Source organism: Mycolicibacterium smegmatis (assembly GCF_001457595.1).
Classification (GTDB): Bacteria; Actinomycetota; Actinomycetes; order Mycobacteriales; family Mycobacteriaceae; genus Mycobacterium; species Mycobacterium smegmatis.
This window is the reverse complement of the sequence record NZ_LN831039.1, coordinates 4,050,789-4,065,329: the sequence shown is the minus strand read 5'-3', so window position 1 is coordinate 4,065,329 and position 14,541 is coordinate 4,050,789. Positions and strand designations below refer to the sequence as shown.

The window sequence follows — 14,541 nt, the reverse complement described above, 5'->3', positions numbered from 1 at the left end:
GAACAGCATCACGCCGCGGACGACCCCGTCGAACGGCAAGGACAAGATGCCCCAGCCCAGCAGGACCGAGCTGATAAGGAACAGCCCGAACCAGGTTCCCCCGTCGGTCCAGATCGAACCGTCGGATCCCTGCTTCCGCTGTGGTTGGCGGCTCTGCGGTGTGGCGGTCATGACGCGAACTCCCACTTCGAGCCTGTACGCAGGAACGGGGATCCTGGGCCGGGTTTGACCGGTCCGCCTTCGCCGCCGATGCGGACCCCGTCGAGCTTCCACCCGTCGCGCCAGACATCGTCGTGGACCTCGGTGAGAAACACGACAGTGTCGGTGAGCTCGGGGTCGCGGAACGCGTAGACCTGCCACCGTGAGCCGGGAGAGAACCGCTTTTCCCAAGACTCGTGGATGACATCGGCGAGCTGCGCGTCGTGCCCTTCCCCTGCGGCATCGCGATATTCGACGAGGATCGTCTGCCCACCCTCGGCGTCGTCTGCGTGCAGGACCACCCTGGCTGTTCGCGGGGTCCGGTCGAGCGCGGGCAGCGGACCGCGGGTTGCTCGGAACATCTGGACGAACGTGGGCACCGTCAGTACGACGCAGAGCGCGCCGATCCCGATGACGATCCACATCAGCACCGGGCCCCATCCCTGAAAACTCGCGATCAGCGCTAGGACCATGAAGAGGCCGCATCCGCCGAACACGATGGCCGGGATCGCCCAGTCGTGGCGGACGAGGAACGGTGCCTGCGGTCCCGAGCCGACGAGTAGCTTCTCTGCGGTACGTACGAGCAGCGGCTCCTTGTGATCGTTGCCGGTCATGATCGCTCCGCATCACCGTCGGGCCGACCGGCGGCCTGCTCGTCGGCGAGGTCGTCCGGGTCTCGGGAGTTGTGGCGGAAACTGATCCGCCGCCCCGCCCAGGTGTTGTCGCGACCCCGCGAGTCGCCGACACCCCAGTCGATATGGCGGCGGATCGTGGTCGCTTCGGGGAGTACAGCCGTCACCGTGAGCGTGTAGCGGGTCGTGGTGAAACGTTGCCCGTCAGTGCCTTCTCTGGACATGACGGCGTCGATCACCCCGACCGAACAGTGCCCGTCTGCGAACTTCGCCTCATCGAGTCTTGATAGAAGGCGGATCCGTGCCAGGGTCCGTGATGTGTTCGTCCGGCTGGCCCAGAACTCTGCGTACTCATCGGTCACGAGCGCCTCCGTTGTCCGCGCTCACCCAGCCGTCAAACAGCACATCCCCGAGGTTATTCGGATCGAGGGTGTTGTGGCGGAACCGGATCGTGCGGCGGACCCAACGCTCTGGGTAGAGCAGGCTGCTGTCCTCGCCCCAGTGCAGCTCGCGGTGCAGGACGACGCCATCGGAGAGTTCTGCGCTGATGGCGAAGTCGTAGCTGGTCTGCTCATCACCGCCGCCCGGCTGGGTGATGACCTTGTCGAGACGCCCGATAGAGACGTGTCCGTCGGCATAGAGCACCGTCAAACGTCGGTCGCTTGAGTAGGAGCCCAGCCACGAACCGGCCATCAGGAAAAGCGCTGTGATCGCGAGGGATCCGAGGAGCCACCACAGCCACGGGGCGTCGCCGTGCACGACATGCCAGGCGGCGAGCCCCAGACCGCTCAGCGGCGTCGCGCCTCCACAGGCCGCGCCGACAAGTAGAAGGCACGCCGACGTCGTCTCCCACCGTGACCACCGACGAATCTCCGCGCGAGTCTCCGGGGTACGTGCCCGAGCCATCCATTCCCTGGTCTGCGGACCAGGGCCGGTCAGGCTCCGCAGCGTGATCATCCGGAACCCACTCATGACGTGCCCATGCGTTCTGCTCTCCGACGGAGCTTGCGGCGGATCTTCTGCAGTCGTTTCGGGACAGGCACCGGCGTGACGATCACATCGCTCTCGTCGGCCTGTGGCTCGGTGATGAGCATCCACTCGTGTTCGGCGGTGGCGCCGGCCGTCTGGGATACCGGCAGGTGGAGGATGAAGTAGCCGCCCTTCGCCTGCGCACCGAACAGTGTCGTCGAGGCGATCGGCTTCGAGCCCGATGGCGGCAGTCCTGCCTGCGAGAGCCACTGCTCGAACGCGGCGTGGATCCGTGCGGCCTGCCGGTCATCGAGGCGGTGGTCGAGGGCGATGTAAGTCGACCAGCTCGCTTCGCCTTCGTAATCCACCGATGCACGGTGGATCGAGTGCGCGACGCCGTGCTCGAAAATCCACTCGTTCTGGTCCCGCAGATCTCGGAGGATGCTGAGGCGCAGGAGCAGGACGCCGACAGCGATGAGCAGCCAGACACTGACGCCGATCCACGCGAGCCACGGCACCCAGACCGGCCAGGAGTCGCGGCTCGCGCCGTTGATCGTGATGCTCCACCCCGCACCCGTCGGGTCCGTGATCGCCTGATGGGTAAGGAACGCGATGGCGGCGAGGGGGAGGAGCACCCAGAACACCGGCGCGTAGACCAGCTCAGTGCGGCGCAGATCCTCGCTGCCCGCCCACCCAGCGACTTCCTCGACCGACTCCGGGCGGGGAACATCGCGAGGACGGGCGACACGGGCCGGCGATGATGTAGCGAGCGTGGCCCAAATGGTTGCCGAGTCGGTGGGTTTCGAGCCCGTCGGGTGGTGCTGGCGCATGTCGCGTCCCTTCCCGGCGGGTGAGGAATCGCCACGGTGCGGTCGTGGTTGTCGTTGTTCCGACCAGCTCACTCGCCGTCAGCGGGGTGTGCGACCCCAATCTGTCTGTCCATAATGACCCATGACAAGTGCTACCGATCACAACAAGTGGTGACCTCCGCCGACCTTTACTCGCGGGAGGGGCCACAGGTCGGCGCACCTCAGCTTGTACACGCCCTGGGGTGCAGTGCCAGCTCCGAGCCGCGCGGTGTTTCAATTGTTTCAACTCGATCTCGTGACGGGTACTGTTGGTCTCATGACCGCAGCCGTAACCCCGCTGGTCCGAGACATCGAGGCCCGGGCCCGTCGCGACGCGCGTTTTGTGCGGGTCCTCGACGCCCTGCGAGACGCACCGACGGGCCCGCAGGGCACCTTGGAACGCTCGGCCGCGCGCGCCCTCAACGACCAGCGCCGGACTGCTCTGATCGAGGAGTTCATCGACGGCGCGCTGTCGACCGCCGATGTGCAAGAACGACTCGGATACGCGACACCGCAGGCAGTGCATCGGCTCCGCACGCGCAAACGGCTGATCGGCGCCGCGGTGGGTAACAAGACCTGGTTCCCGGCGTGGCAGTTCGACGGCGGACGGCTCCGCGCCGACCTGCCGCGCATCCTCGAGCTGCTGGCGAACTTCACCGATGACGCCGTCGCAGCGGACCGCATCATGCGGTTGCAACGGGACGACCTGGACGGTGCCTCAATCGTGGAGGCGCTCGATCACGCGGCGACCGCCGCGCCGGCTTGGCGAGTCCTCACCGCGCTCGGTGCCTGACCTCCTCCCCGGCTATCACAACCCGCTGCCCGCAACCCGGCCCCGCGGGCTGCGGAGCCGAACGGTACAGCCGGGCACCACGATGTGGCGGGTCGAAGCTGCCGCGCCCGACGAGTGGGACTGGCATGGCTTCCCCGAAGCGCGTCACCGCTTCGACCCGCCGTCAGGGGCCTTCCGCACCCGTTATGCCGGTGCGGATCTCGTCGGGGCGTTTCGTGAGCGCTACCGGGCCACCGGGCTCGTCATCCCCGCCGACCACGCTGGGCATTATCTGAGCGAGCTGGTCACCAGGCGCCCGATGCGCGTACTCGACCTGCGCACCGAGCGCAACCTCGACGCCCTCGACGTCGACGACCAGATCAGCACCGGCCAACACGACGCCGTGTGGGGCACCTGTCAACGTCTTGCCGAAGCCGCGCGCGGCTGGTGGACCGACCTCGACGCGATCGTCTACCGGTCGCGCACCACTCCGCAACAGTCCGCCAACTACGCGTTCTTCGCCCACCAGCAGTTCCGAATACGCTTGTGGCCGCTCGCTGAGCGCCTCGATGTCCTGACCGAACTCGTTCTTAGGCATGGTTTTACCGTCAACTGGCCGCTGGGTAGTTGACTTCGGCCGTTGAGCCGCGCCGAGCATACGTGTTTGAAAGCGAAGCGGCCGCCGTCGAGAGCGGCTCCTTCAGTTCGGGAAGCTGATGGCGACCCATGTCTGACAAATTCGACTGGGCCCGCTATGAGCACCTTCGGGATGCGGTCCTGATCGGCCACGCGATGCCGACATCGCGCTCGAAGCCCTGGCACGTGTTGTCGACCTTGATGCGGCCACGTCGTTCGTGCTCAGTGACAACACGATCGAATACGACTGGGGAACCTCGTTGTGGCAAGAGGTGGCGGTGACCGATGGGCGCCGGTTGATCCTGTGGCATGGGTGCGATGTGTACTGTGCGGGCAGCGACAATATGCCGCCGCATCTCACGCTCGAATCGTCGGTGCGGACTGTGCACCTGTCCGAACTGCTCGACCAGACTCTCTACACCGAATACGCGGTGGGCGAGGATGGCAGTCGGAGCCTGGATTTTGTTCCAAAAGTCACGTCGCGAGCACGGTCCGGCGCAGATGCAACGGCTGATGAACTTTGGGGCGGCAGTCGCGCCCCGGTAGGCCGGGAGTGACACAGGCAGGCGGGCGCGGCTGTGGCGGCCGCGAGCGCCAGTCCTGTGGTCGCCGAAAACGTCGCTGCCGTCTCGGGGCCGGCGCGGTCGAGCGGAATGAAAGCCAAGCTGAATTTGGTCGCGGAGAAACTGGATCAGGTTCCCGAGCAGTCGATTTCGACGAGATTTGCCGGCTGATCAGCGTAACGCGTCGTAGATGAGCGTGAAATAGCGTTCGGTACGGTCACTACCCAGCAGCCCCGACCCCATCTTGTTCATCACGTAGGCGACGGTGGCTCGTTTGTCGGGGTTCATGGTCTCCCACGAACCGCCCCATCCGCCCCAGTGGCAGATCTTGCCGTCCGGGATGTGCGGAAGGGTGGTGGGTTCCGGTAACCCGAATCCGAGGCCCCACTTCACCGGATGGCGTGCGATGACGAGGTCAGGGCCCTCGATCTGCGCCTCGAACACCTTCTCCACGGTCTCGGGACGCAGCAGGCGCACTCCGTCGACCGTGCCACCCAACGAGATCGACGACAGGATGCGCGCGAGCGCGCGTGCAGTAGTGTGCCCGTTGACCGCGCCGAAGTCGGCCGCGCGCCACGCGTCGGTGTTGGCGGCCGCCGGATCGGGGAAGAAACCGCCGAAGGTTTTCACCATCTGCTCGGTCCAGGTTTCCGCCGGTGGAAGCCCCTCCATCGGGTTGTCGGCCGGGACGACCTCGGCGATGCGCTCCGCGTCCTGCGGCCGTGCGCCGATCTGGAAGTCGGCGTTCAGCGGTGCGGCGATCTCGTCGGCGACGAACTGCTTGAGGGTGCGACCCGTGACGCGTCGCACCACCTCGCCGACGAGGTGGCCGAAGGTCATCGCGTGGTATCCCGACGCCGATCCTGGTTCCCACCACGGCGCCTGAGCGGCCAGCCTGGCCGTCGACAAATCCCAGTCGTAGAGATCCTCGATGCGGTCGATCCGCTCCCAGCCGGACAACCCCGACGAGTGGCTGAGCAGGTGCCGAAACTCCACGGACTCTTTGCCGTTCGCGGCGAACTCCGGCCACACCTGCGCGACCGGCGTCGTGGGTTCGATCAGTCCGCGATCGATCAGCATGAGGCCGGCCAGCGCGGTCACGGTCTTCGTCGAGGACCACACGTTGACGATGGTGTCCGCGCGCCACGGCCGGGTGCCGGCAGCGTCGGCGTACCCACCCCAGATGTCGACGACGAGTTCACCGTCGATGTCGACGGCGATGGCGGCCCCGACCTCGTCGCCGCTCTCGATCGCCTGGCCCAGCGCCTCGGCGACTTTGTCGAATCGGGCGTCGCAATGCCCTTGGACGGAGACGTTCACATCGATCCCAACGATGTGACGGGCGCGATTATTCGTCGAGGGGTACGTGTCGTCGGAGCCGTCGATCTCCGACGGCGCGCGGAAGATCGACGCCGAACTGGGTTCGGTGGATGTGTTGGTCAACAACGCCGCGGTTGCTCTGCTCGCGCCGGCTACGGAATACACCACCACCGACTGGGATACGACGATGGCCACCAACCTGCGTGGAGTTTTCCTGTGTACCAGGGAATTCGGGCGCGGGATGGTCGATCGTGGATGGGGGAGAGTCGTCAACATCGCATCCCAGAACGCCATTCAGGGCATCGGCGGGCACGTTGCCTACTCGGCGGCCAAGGCCGGCATCCTCGGGATGTCCCGTGTTCTGGCCGCAGAATGGGGCCCGCACGGTGTCACGGTGAACTGCGCGTCCCCGACACTCGTCGACACACCGATGTCGCGGGCCACGTGGCCTGACGCGGCGAGGGCGCAGGTGATCGAGCGGATTCCCACTCGCCGCTTGGCCACCTTTGATGACGTCACCTCGACGGTGCTCTACCTTGCGGGTGAGGGCGCAGGCATGGTCAACGGCCACAACTTCGTGGTCGACGGCGGTGCGAGCGTCGCCTTCTGACGGGACACGGTGACCCGCGGCGAGTTGGTCGCAGGGCAAGGGCATTGCAGCCGCTGTTGGCTCGTCATGCCGGGGACATCAATCGACGTCGCCCCGATGAGGTGATCGACGCGCTGACGCAGGCAGGCCTCTTCCGGATGCTCACGCCGCGCCGCTTCGGCGGCTATGCGGTTGCGCCGCGCACGGTCGTCGAGGTCAGCGAAACCCTTGCCATGACCGATGCTTCGGCGGGCTGGGCTCACGCCAATGTCGCGTGGGCTGCTGCCCACGGCACCGAGCAGATGCAGCTTGCGTGAGCGCACAGACGCGTGGGTGAAAGCTGCGCTGGCGGCAGTGCCACCCGAGTAGCATTCGGCCGATGGCCGACCTGTTGAACGGCATACCCCGCGTGGATCCGACGCGTAAGCCGACGCTGATGCGGCGAGCGGCGGGCTGGATCCTGTCGACGGAACTGGGCTCGGCACTGCACCGCCACCTCATGGCGCCCGCAGACAAACGGCTCATGCACCTGACCGGCGGGCGCGTGCACTTCGGTCGGGGCGTCATGCCGCTGGTGCTGCTGCGCACCAAGGGGGCGAAATCCGGTGTAGAGCGGGAGGTGACCCTCGCGTATTTCACCGACGGAGACGACGTCGTGCTGATCGCCTCCAATTACGGGCAGACCAAACACCCGGCGTGGTACCACAACCTGATCGCGAACCCGCGGTGCCAGTTGTTCGCCGAGGGGAACCCGAACAGCGGCGGCACGTTCGTCGCGCGGCCCACCGAGGGTTCCGACCACGACCGCTTGTACGCGCTCGCTGAGCAGTACGCGTCGAACTTCAGCTCATATGCCGCGCGCACACCAAGGGAATCCGTGAGATCCCGGTACTGCGGCTCACACCCGAGCGTCAGTGAGCGGCACGCAGCATCCGCAGCTGACCGATCTCGGCCGCGTTCTTGGTGAGCTCAACGTTGAGCCACAGCACGGTGTCGGCAACGGTGTGGCCTGATTCCTCACCCCACGGAAACGTAGCGGGCGCAGCGAGATCCGCGTCGGACAACGTCGCGAGCAGACCACGCCACTGCTCGCCGAGCTCCCGGATCCGTGCGACGGCGCCCTCGAATCCGGGCCAGGAGATCGACGTGCGCTCCGGTGGCGTGAGACCGCGAACGTGCGCCAGGGCCGTCGACCACCAGAAGATCACGTGCCACGTCGTCCACGCGATCGTCGGGACGGGAATGGGATCGGGCTCGGTGTCCCTCCAGTCGGGCCACCAACGTCCGCACTCGTCGCGATGCACCGTCCACATCAAAGGGGCAGGCTCCCAGAAGAGATCGTCGTCATCGAGCGCCGCGAGGTGCAGGTCGGCCAAGGCCCACGCGAGGTCGAACTGGCGCCGGATCTGCTCGATCACGGCGCGCGCATGACCAGCAGGGTCTGGGCGGAGGTCCCGATGAAACCCTTGCGGTCGAAGATCTCTGCCGTGGTCACCCCGATGCCGTCCGGGCCGATCGAACCGCGGGCGCGGACCGCGAAATCGGAACCCTCGGGCAGACGGTGCAGATGAACGGTGGTGTCGGTGTTCATGAAGATGAATTCTTTCGGATCCAGTGCCGCACCGACGCCGTTGGCCGAGTCGACCACCAGCGCCAACCGCTGCAGTGCCGTCGTCTCCTCGTCGTCGACCACAGGGGTGAGCGGGCTCATCCACACCTCGGCCGACGCGCCTTCGGGCGTCGCCTGGCGCCGCCAGGTGACGGTGTCGAGATATCCGGGCGCGCCCACCCAGTTGTGCGGGACGTCGGCGGGCTCACCCTCGACCAGCGGTGGGTGCCGGTCGGTCGTGACGTCGCTGGTGTCACCGGTGGCCAGCAGCCAGGCGCTGACCTTGGCCACGGCGCGCCATTCACCGTCGGGCCGAGCCGCGGCCATCTCCGCGACCGCGAGCGAGATGCGGGAACCGGGCCGCTCCACCCACGTCCGAACCCGCACGGGCGCAACTGGAATGGCGCCAAGGATGTCGAGCGTCAGGCGGCCGACGCGCAGCCCGGAGCCTGCCATGAGTTCCTCGATGGCCTTGGTCAGCAGCGCGAGCGGTGGCGAGCCGTGCTGGATGCTCTCGTCCCAGTTGCTGCGGGTGTCCGGTGTCGACTCGAACAGCTGGAACTGGCCATCCGTGCCCAGACGCCGGTAGTGGCAACCGATCATGCGGCGCCGACCTCCTGCAGCACTGCGTCGGGATCACCGTCGTCGATCTGGTCCGGCCACCCCGGGTACGGCGGCGGGGTGCCACCGAACGCCGGGCACAACGACTGGTGTGCACACCACGAACACAGGCGCGACGGGTTCGGACGGAAGTCCCCGCCGGCGCCCGCGGCCTGGATGGCCTTCCAAATCGCGATCAGGGTGCGCTCGAAGCGCAGCAACTCGTCGTGCGCGGGGGAGTAGTCGAGCACCTGCTTGTCGGCCAGGTACAGCAGCCGCAGCCGGGACGGCATCACCTCACGCGACCGCAGCAGCGCCACGGCGTAGAACTTCATCTGGAACAACGCCTTGAACTCCGCCAGCTCCCGCGCGGCGGCCGGTGCCTTGCCGGTCTTGTAGTCGACGACGCGCACCTCACCGGTCGGGGCGACGTCGATGCGGTCGACGTAGCCGCGCAGCAGTGTGCCGTCGGCCAGTTCGACCTCGATGAGCTGCTCGCAGCACTGCGGGTCGAAACGGGTGGGGTCCTCCAACCGGTAGTAACCCGTGAGCAACGCCCTGGCCTCGCTCAGGAGCACGTCGCGCTCGGCGAGGGATGCGAGTTCGGGGTCGGCGGCGACCACGCGATCCCATGCGGGCTCGACGAGGCTCAACGCGGTGTCGGGCACCCGCTCTTGTGCGGGCAGGCCGTACAGATCCTCCAGGGCCGCGTGCACGAGCGTGCCGCGCAGCTGCGCGGTGGACCGCGGCTCGGGCAGCCGGTCGATGGCGCGGAACCGGTACAGCAGCGGGCACTGCTTGAAATCGCTCGCGCGCGACGGTGACAGGGCCGGCCGGCGCCGGCCGGCAGCGCCGCGCACGGGTTCCTCACTCATGCCCGAAAGCCTATGACCGGCCGCCGACAAAATTGTGGAACCCCGCGCACCGGGCCCGTCGCGTGTGCTGGCAGGCTGAATGCGTGGCAGGAAACAGACCGACCGGGCCGTTCGCTGAAGGTGACCGCGTTCAACTCACCGACGCGAAGGGCAGGCACTACACCATGGTGCTCAACCACGGCGGCGAGTTCCACACCCATCGCGGCATCATCGCGTTCGACGACGTGATCGGATTGCCCGAGGGCAGCGTCGTCAAGTCCACCAACGGCGACCAGTTCCTGGTGCTGCGGCCTCTGCTGGTCGACTACGTGATGTCGATGCCGCGCGGCGCCCAGGTGATCTACCCCAAGGACGCGGCCCAGATCGTGCACGAGGGCGACATCTTCCCGGGTGCGCGCGTTCTTGAGGCCGGCGCCGGCTCTGGTGCGCTGACGTGCTCGTTGCTGCGCGCCGTCGGCCCTGAGGGCAGCGTGACGTCCTACGAGGTGCGCGACGACCACGCCGTGCACGCCGAGCGCAACGTCGTCACATTCTTCGGCGAGCGGCCGGCCAACTGGAACCTGGTGATCGGCGACGTGTCCGACTACGACGGACCCGAGATGGACCGCGTCGTGCTCGACATGCTGGCGCCGTGGGAGGTGCTGCCCGCGGTCTCGCGCGCGCTGGTGGCAGGCGGCGTCCTGATGATCTACGTCGCCACCGTCACGCAGCTGTCACGGGCCGTCGAGGCGCTGCGCGAGCAGCAGTGCTGGACCGAGCCCCGCGCCTGGGAGAGCATGCAGCGCGGCTGGCACGTCGTGGGGCTCGCGGTGCGGCCGCAGCACACCATGCGCGGCCACACGGCCTTCCTGATCAGCGCGCGCAAACTCGCACCCGGTGCGGTCGCGCCCATGCCGCTGCGTCGCAAACGTCAGATCGGCGGCGGGATCTAGATCTGCTAGTCGTCGCTGCGGTGCAGACCGCGCCGCGTCGACAACAACTCGAGCTCGGGGTGCGCGGCCACCATGCGTTCGGCCGCGTCGAGCAGATCCACGACGTGTGAGTGGTCGGCCGACACGACCGCGACCCCGATGTTGGAACGACGGAGCAGATCCTGCATGCCGGTCTCGGCCGCCGACACGGCGAGTTTGCGTCGCAGCTCGGCGATCACCGGCCGGATCAGCGAGCGCTTCTGCTTGAGCGAGCGCACATCACCGAGCAGCACATCGCACTCCAGCCACCCGATCCACATGGGCTTCAGGGCGTCGGCGTCGGCGTCGTTGCCGGCTCAGACTGCCCGCCACCGGCCGCGGCACCCATCTCCAGCAGCATGTCGGCGGTATTGCGCGTCAACTGCCAGTCGGGGCCCTTCGGCGTGAACTCCATCGGGAATGTGAACTGCCCGGGCGCATCGCCCTCGCCGGCGGTCACGTGGATGGTCGCGATGACGTTGCCGGAGTCGTTCTCCGACCACGCCAGGTCGGTGGCTTCGAAATTCAGCGGCGTGAAGCCGTTGTCGGCCAACGCCCGCCCGAACTTGTCGAGGGCCTCGGCGTCGTCCGGGGTGGCCTGCTCGACCAGCCCGACCTTCTCGGCGCCGGGCACGTTGACGTCGGCCAGGCGGTACAGCACCCCGGTGAGCGCCTCCGGGGCCGGCAGTGGGTGCGCGGGCGGCGGAGCGGGCGTGGTCACGACCGCCGACGTCGACGGCACCGTGACGGGCTTGTCGGCCTGCCGGTCGTCGCCACCGCATCCCGATAGCCCGAGTGCCGCCACGGTGACCGTGGCGGCACTCAGGACTGCGATTCGGTTCCGGTTCAACGACCGCCTCAGCCGACAGACGACAGCAGCGACAGGGCCGATCCCTTCGAGATCTGCCAACCGGTCGGGCTGGGGCCCGCCACGAACTGGATGTTCTGGGTGGCGGTGCCACCGGTCGCGGCCGTCGCCGTCACGTCGGCGTAGGCCACCGGGCCCTGCTGGTCGACGTTGTTCACGGTGAACGTCAGCGGGAACTTGCCGTCGGCCGCGGCACGGTTGTACGCGCGGTCGGCGGCGATGCTCTCGACACGCCCGATGCCGCCCTGGATGTAGGGCGCCTTTCCGCTGAACGATCCGCCGGAGGCGAGTGCCTGCAACGTCTGGATCAGCGGGGCTTCGAGCTCAGGAGCCGGCTGCTGGGGCAGCGGCGCGCCGAACACGACCGGCTGAATTGCCGGTGACGTCGACATACCGCTGGATGCAATGGAAGTCACACCCGCCGCTGCGCCGCTCACCACAGCGGCCGCTGCAGCTGCGGTGATGAAGCCGGTAACGAGGGATTTCGGGGTCACGACTGTCCTTTCGATCGGACCTACTGAACAGAGAGGTTAACAGCGGTGCTGGTGTGTCGAGTTCCTAGACCACACACAAAGGCTGAATCGCCGGTAGCGTTGAAGTTGTTACTGCACCAACTTGCGGTGCGGGAGGGAGCGCAATATGAGTGAGTCAGAGCGTTCGGAAGGTTTTCCCGAGGGTTTCGCCGGAGCGGGGTCAGCTTCCCTCTCCAGCGAAGATGCCGCCGAGCTGGAGGCATTACGCCGGGAGGCCGCGATGCTGCGCGAGCAGTTGGAAAACGCGGTGGGACCGCAGAGTGGTTTGCGAAGTGCCCGCGACGTACATCAGCTCGAAGCGCGGATCGACTCCCTTGCGGCCCGCAATGCCAAGTTGATGGACACCCTCAAGGAAGCCCGCCAGCAGCTGCTCGCCCTGCGTGAGGAGGTCGACCGCCTCGGTCAGCCGCCGAGCGGTTACGGCGTGCTGCTCGCGACGCACGACGACGACACGGTCGACGTGTTCACGTCGGGCCGCAAGATGCGGCTGACTTGCTCACCCAACATCGAGGTCAAGGAGCTCAAGCAGGGCCAGACCGTCCGCCTCAACGAGGCGCTGACCGTGGTCGAGGCCGGCAACTTCGAGGCCGTGGGTGAGATCAGCACGCTTCGCGAGATCCTGGCCGACGGCCACCGCGCACTCGTGGTGGGCCATGCCGACGAAGAGCGCATCGTCTGGCTGGCAGAGCCCCTCGTGGCGGCCAAGGACCTGCCCGACGAGCCCACCGACTACTTCGACGACAGCCGGCCGCGCAAGCTGCGCCCGGGCGACTCGCTGCTGGTCGACACCAAGGCCGGGTACGCGTTCGAGCGCATCCCCAAGGCCGAGGTCGAGGACCTCGTGCTCGAAGAGGTGCCCGACGTCAGCTACAACGACATCGGCGGCCTGGGCCGGCAGATCGAGCAGATCCGCGACGCGGTCGAGCTGCCGTTCCTGCACAAGGACCTGTACAAGGAGTACTCGCTGCGTCCGCCCAAGGGTGTGCTGCTCTACGGCCCGCCAGGTTGCGGTAAGACGCTGATCGCCAAGGCCGTGGCCAATTCGCTGGCGAAGAAGATGGCTGAGGTCCGCGGCGACGACGCCCGCGAGGCCAAGAGCTACTTCCTCAACATCAAGGGCCCCGAGCTGCTGAACAAGTTCGTCGGTGAGACCGAGCGTCACATCCGGCTGATCTTCCAGCGTGCACGCGAGAAGGCCTCCGAGGGCACCCCGGTGATCGTGTTCTTCGACGAGATGGACTCGATCTTCCGTACCCGCGGCACCGGCGTGAGCTCCGATGTGGAGACGACGGTTGTGCCGCAGCTCCTTTCGGAGATCGACGGTGTCGAGGGCCTGGAGAACGTCATCGTGATCGGCGCCTCCAACCGCGAGGACATGATCGATCCGGCGATCCTGCGGCCCGGCCGCCTGGACGTCAAGATCAAGATCGAGCGTCCGGATGCTGAGGCCGCGCAGGACATCTTCAGCAAGTACCTCACCGAGGACCTGCCGGTGCACGCCGACGATCTCACGGAGTTCAACGGTGACCGTGCGCTGTGCATCAAGGCGATGATCGAGAAGGTCGTCGACCGGATGTACGCCGAGATCGACGACAACCGGTTCCTCGAGGTGACCTACGCCAACGGCGACAAAGAGGTCATGTACTTCAAGGACTTCAACTCGGGCGCGATGATCCAGAACGTCGTCGACCGGGCCAAGAAGTACGCGATCAAGTCGGTGCTGGAGACCGGTCAGAAGGGTCTGCGGATCCAGCACCTGCTGGACTCGATCGTCGACGAGTTCGCCGAGAACGAGGACCTGCCCAACACGACCAATCCCGATGACTGGGCCCGGATCTCGGGCAAGAAGGGCGAGCGGATCGTCTACATCCGCACGCTCGTCACCGGCAAGTCGTCGAGCGCCAGCCGCGCCATCGACACCGAGAGCAACCTGGGCCAGTACCTGTAGGACCCGCGCTGCACCACGAGCGTGCGCGTCTGCTGCCCGGCACGCCGGGATTCGTCAGCAGTTCGCGCACGCTCGTGGGCTATTCAAGGCAAGGCGGTCCAAGTTCTCGATGAACTGCCCGACGAGCAAGCTTCGCGACCGCGAGTCCGTCGGCGTCGACCATGGCGATCGCGCCGGCGCTGACGTGTCTCAGGGCCATCGCGCTGGGTCCGGGTTGGTAGCGCGCGCAGCGTGCGCTCGTCCCGTGAGCCGTCCAGGAGCCGCGTCGAACGCGGCCAGATTCGGCACCGGGTGGCCGTGAGCCGGCCACTGCGCGTCCGGCCATGGCGTTGCCTGCCTCACCGGAAAGACCGGGGTATCCGGGTGCGCCCGTGATTCCGTCCTCCCCACCGCTCACGAAACACCCGGTCGCCCAACGTATCCCATCCCAGGGTGCGACCCGTCGGGGATGCCCGTGTCACGAGCGAATCTGCGTGCGCGTGGAGCTCGCGACACTGACACGTCATTCGGGCAACGTCGCCCTCACCCTCGTCGGCAAATTCTGACGCTGTCGAAAATCGCGATGATCGCGCACTCTCATCGGCCGCGAGCGTGCGCAAAATGTTGCCGACGCGCCGTATTTTCAGCAGCA

Annotated in this window: 19 protein-coding genes; 8 read left to right on the top strand and 11 right to left on the bottom strand. The window is 67.0% G+C overall.

The annotated features are described in order from the left end of the window. Positions 1-167 precede the first annotated feature (167 nt). The 4 genes from AT701_RS19585 to AT701_RS19570 are packed head-to-tail and all read right to left on the bottom strand — an operon-like array spanning position 168 to position 2,629. Positions 168-812, bottom strand: a complete 645-nt coding sequence (locus tag AT701_RS19585) for a hypothetical protein (protein ID WP_058126441.1) — start codon at positions 810-812, stop codon at positions 168-170. Further along, a complete protein-coding gene (locus AT701_RS19580) occupies positions 809-1,192 on the bottom strand; it encodes a hypothetical protein (RefSeq protein WP_058126440.1) in 384 nt (127 codons plus the stop codon). The genes AT701_RS19585 and AT701_RS19580 overlap by 4 nt, the downstream gene beginning before the upstream one ends. Further along, on the bottom strand, positions 1,182-1,802 hold the full coding sequence (locus tag AT701_RS19575) for a hypothetical protein (RefSeq protein WP_058126439.1): 621 nt from the start codon (positions 1,800-1,802) through the stop codon (positions 1,182-1,184). Before AT701_RS19575 ends, AT701_RS19580 begins: the two co-directional genes overlap by 11 nt. Next, positions 1,799-2,629 carry a hypothetical protein gene (locus AT701_RS19570; RefSeq protein ID WP_223495664.1) on the bottom strand — a complete coding sequence of 277 codons (831 nt, stop codon included), beginning with the start codon at positions 2,627-2,629 and terminating at the stop codon, positions 1,799-1,801. The genes AT701_RS19575 and AT701_RS19570 overlap by 4 nt, the downstream gene beginning before the upstream one ends. Before the next feature lie 295 nt (positions 2,630-2,924). Here AT701_RS19570 and AT701_RS19565 point away from each other — a divergent pair, with 295 nt between their 5' ends. The 3 genes from AT701_RS19565 to AT701_RS19555 all read left to right on the top strand — a co-directional run bounded on the left by AT701_RS19565 (position 2,925) and on the right by AT701_RS19555 (position 4,612). Further along, complete coding sequence (locus AT701_RS19565; RefSeq protein ID WP_058126438.1) at positions 2,925-3,440, top strand: hypothetical protein; 516 nt, start codon at positions 2,925-2,927, stop codon at positions 3,438-3,440. After that, positions 3,433-4,050 carry an RES domain-containing protein gene (locus tag AT701_RS19560; RefSeq protein WP_174519601.1) on the top strand — a complete coding sequence of 206 codons (618 nt, stop codon included), beginning with the start codon at positions 3,433-3,435 and terminating at the stop codon, positions 4,048-4,050. Before AT701_RS19565 ends, AT701_RS19560 begins: the two co-directional genes overlap by 8 nt. A 223-nt stretch (positions 4,051-4,273) precedes the next feature. Further along, a complete protein-coding gene (locus AT701_RS19555; protein WP_058126436.1) occupies positions 4,274-4,612 on the top strand; it encodes a hypothetical protein in 339 nt (112 codons plus the stop codon). Between the two features lie 177 nt (positions 4,613-4,789). Here the strand turns inward: AT701_RS19555 and AT701_RS19550 are convergent, their stop codons facing one another. Next, positions 4,790-5,938, bottom strand: coding sequence for a serine hydrolase domain-containing protein (locus tag AT701_RS19550; protein ID WP_058126435.1), 1,149 nt, complete (start codon positions 5,936-5,938; stop codon positions 4,790-4,792). A 46-nt stretch (positions 5,939-5,984) separates the two neighbouring features. On the opposite strand from AT701_RS19550, the gene AT701_RS19545 reads away from it, so the two are divergent. The 3 genes from AT701_RS19545 to AT701_RS19535 all read left to right on the top strand — a co-directional run bounded on the left by AT701_RS19545 (position 5,985) and on the right by AT701_RS19535 (position 7,494). Further along, positions 5,985-6,548 (top strand): SDR family oxidoreductase, encoded by a 564-nt coding sequence (locus tag AT701_RS19545; RefSeq protein ID WP_003895365.1) that lies wholly within the window; start codon positions 5,985-5,987, stop codon positions 6,546-6,548. Positions 6,549-6,592: 44 nt separating this feature from the next. Beyond that, complete coding sequence (locus AT701_RS19540) at positions 6,593-6,844, top strand: acyl-CoA dehydrogenase family protein (RefSeq protein ID WP_223495661.1); 252 nt, start codon at positions 6,593-6,595, stop codon at positions 6,842-6,844. Positions 6,845-6,906: 62 nt separating this feature from the next. Next, on the top strand, positions 6,907-7,494 hold the full coding sequence (locus AT701_RS19535) for a nitroreductase/quinone reductase family protein (protein WP_223495659.1): 588 nt from the start codon (positions 6,907-6,909) through the stop codon (positions 7,492-7,494). On the opposite strand, the gene AT701_RS19530 is transcribed toward AT701_RS19535, so the two are convergent. From AT701_RS19530 to AT701_RS19520, 3 genes are read right to left on the bottom strand one after another with little or no spacing between them, the layout of a single operon-like run. Continuing rightward, positions 7,439-7,945, bottom strand: a complete 507-nt coding sequence (locus tag AT701_RS19530; RefSeq protein WP_058126434.1) for a DinB family protein — start codon at positions 7,943-7,945, stop codon at positions 7,439-7,441. The two genes, AT701_RS19535 and AT701_RS19530, sit on opposite strands and share 56 nt — an antisense overlap. Beyond that, positions 7,942-8,739, bottom strand: a complete 798-nt coding sequence (locus AT701_RS19525) for a thioesterase family protein (protein ID WP_058126433.1) — start codon at positions 8,737-8,739, stop codon at positions 7,942-7,944. Before AT701_RS19525 ends, AT701_RS19530 begins: the two co-directional genes overlap by 4 nt. Beyond that, complete coding sequence (locus tag AT701_RS19520; RefSeq protein WP_036453285.1) at positions 8,736-9,611, bottom strand: RecB family exonuclease; 876 nt, start codon at positions 9,609-9,611, stop codon at positions 8,736-8,738. Before AT701_RS19520 ends, AT701_RS19525 begins: the two co-directional genes overlap by 4 nt. 83 nt (positions 9,612-9,694) lie before the next feature. On the opposite strand from AT701_RS19520, the gene AT701_RS19515 reads away from it, so the two are divergent. Then, complete coding sequence (locus tag AT701_RS19515) at positions 9,695-10,543, top strand: tRNA (adenine-N1)-methyltransferase (protein ID WP_003895359.1); 849 nt, start codon at positions 9,695-9,697, stop codon at positions 10,541-10,543. Between the two features lie 5 nt (positions 10,544-10,548). On the opposite strand, the gene AT701_RS19510 is transcribed toward AT701_RS19515, so the two are convergent. From AT701_RS19510 to AT701_RS19500, 3 genes are read right to left on the bottom strand one after another with little or no spacing between them, the layout of a single operon-like run. Then, the gene (locus tag AT701_RS19510; RefSeq protein WP_058126432.1) at positions 10,549-10,842 is read right to left on the bottom strand and encodes a DUF503 domain-containing protein; all 294 of its coding nucleotides are present in this window, start codon (positions 10,840-10,842) and stop codon (positions 10,549-10,551) included. A gap of 5 nt (positions 10,843-10,847) precedes the next feature. After that, complete coding sequence (gene lppK / locus AT701_RS19505; RefSeq protein ID WP_058126431.1) at positions 10,848-11,411, bottom strand: lipoprotein LppK; 564 nt, start codon at positions 11,409-11,411, stop codon at positions 10,848-10,850. 8 nt (positions 11,412-11,419) lie between these two features. Next, a complete protein-coding gene (locus AT701_RS19500) occupies positions 11,420-11,923 on the bottom strand; it encodes an MTB12 family secreted protein (protein WP_003895356.1) in 504 nt (167 codons plus the stop codon). Positions 11,924-12,068: 145 nt separating this feature from the next. Between AT701_RS19500 and arc the strand changes: the two genes are divergently transcribed. Beyond that, positions 12,069-13,910 carry a proteasome ATPase gene (arc, locus tag AT701_RS19495; RefSeq protein WP_058126430.1) on the top strand — a complete coding sequence of 614 codons (1,842 nt, stop codon included), beginning with the start codon at positions 12,069-12,071 and terminating at the stop codon, positions 13,908-13,910. Positions 13,911-14,541 lie beyond the last annotated feature (631 nt).

Excerpts from the sequence above, each read along its gene's own strand:
- AT701_RS19585 (WP_058126441.1), bottom strand. The coding sequence starts at position 812 with ATGACCGGCAACGATCACAAGGAGCCGCTGCTCGTACGTACCGCAGAG.
- AT701_RS19575 (WP_058126439.1), bottom strand. The coding sequence starts at position 1,802 with ATGAGTGGGTTCCGGATGATCACGCTGCGGAGCCTGACCGGCCCTGGT.
- AT701_RS19570 (WP_223495664.1), bottom strand. The coding sequence starts at position 2,629 with ATGCGCCAGCACCACCCGACGGGCTCGAAACCCACCGACTCGGCAACC.
- AT701_RS19565 (WP_058126438.1), top strand. The coding sequence starts at position 2,925 with ATGACCGCAGCCGTAACCCCGCTGGTCCGAGACATCGAGGCCCGGGCC.
- AT701_RS19535 (WP_223495659.1), top strand. The coding sequence starts at position 6,907 with ATGGCCGACCTGTTGAACGGCATACCCCGCGTGGATCCGACGCGTAAG.
- AT701_RS19525 (WP_058126433.1), bottom strand. The coding sequence starts at position 8,739 with ATGATCGGTTGCCACTACCGGCGTCTGGGCACGGATGGCCAGTTCCAG.
- AT701_RS19520 (WP_036453285.1), bottom strand. The coding sequence starts at position 9,611 with ATGAGTGAGGAACCCGTGCGCGGCGCTGCCGGCCGGCGCCGGCCGGCC.
- AT701_RS19510 (WP_058126432.1), bottom strand. The coding sequence starts at position 10,842 with ATGTGGATCGGGTGGCTGGAGTGCGATGTGCTGCTCGGTGATGTGCGC.
- arc (WP_058126430.1), top strand. The coding sequence starts at position 12,069 with ATGAGTGAGTCAGAGCGTTCGGAAGGTTTTCCCGAGGGTTTCGCCGGA.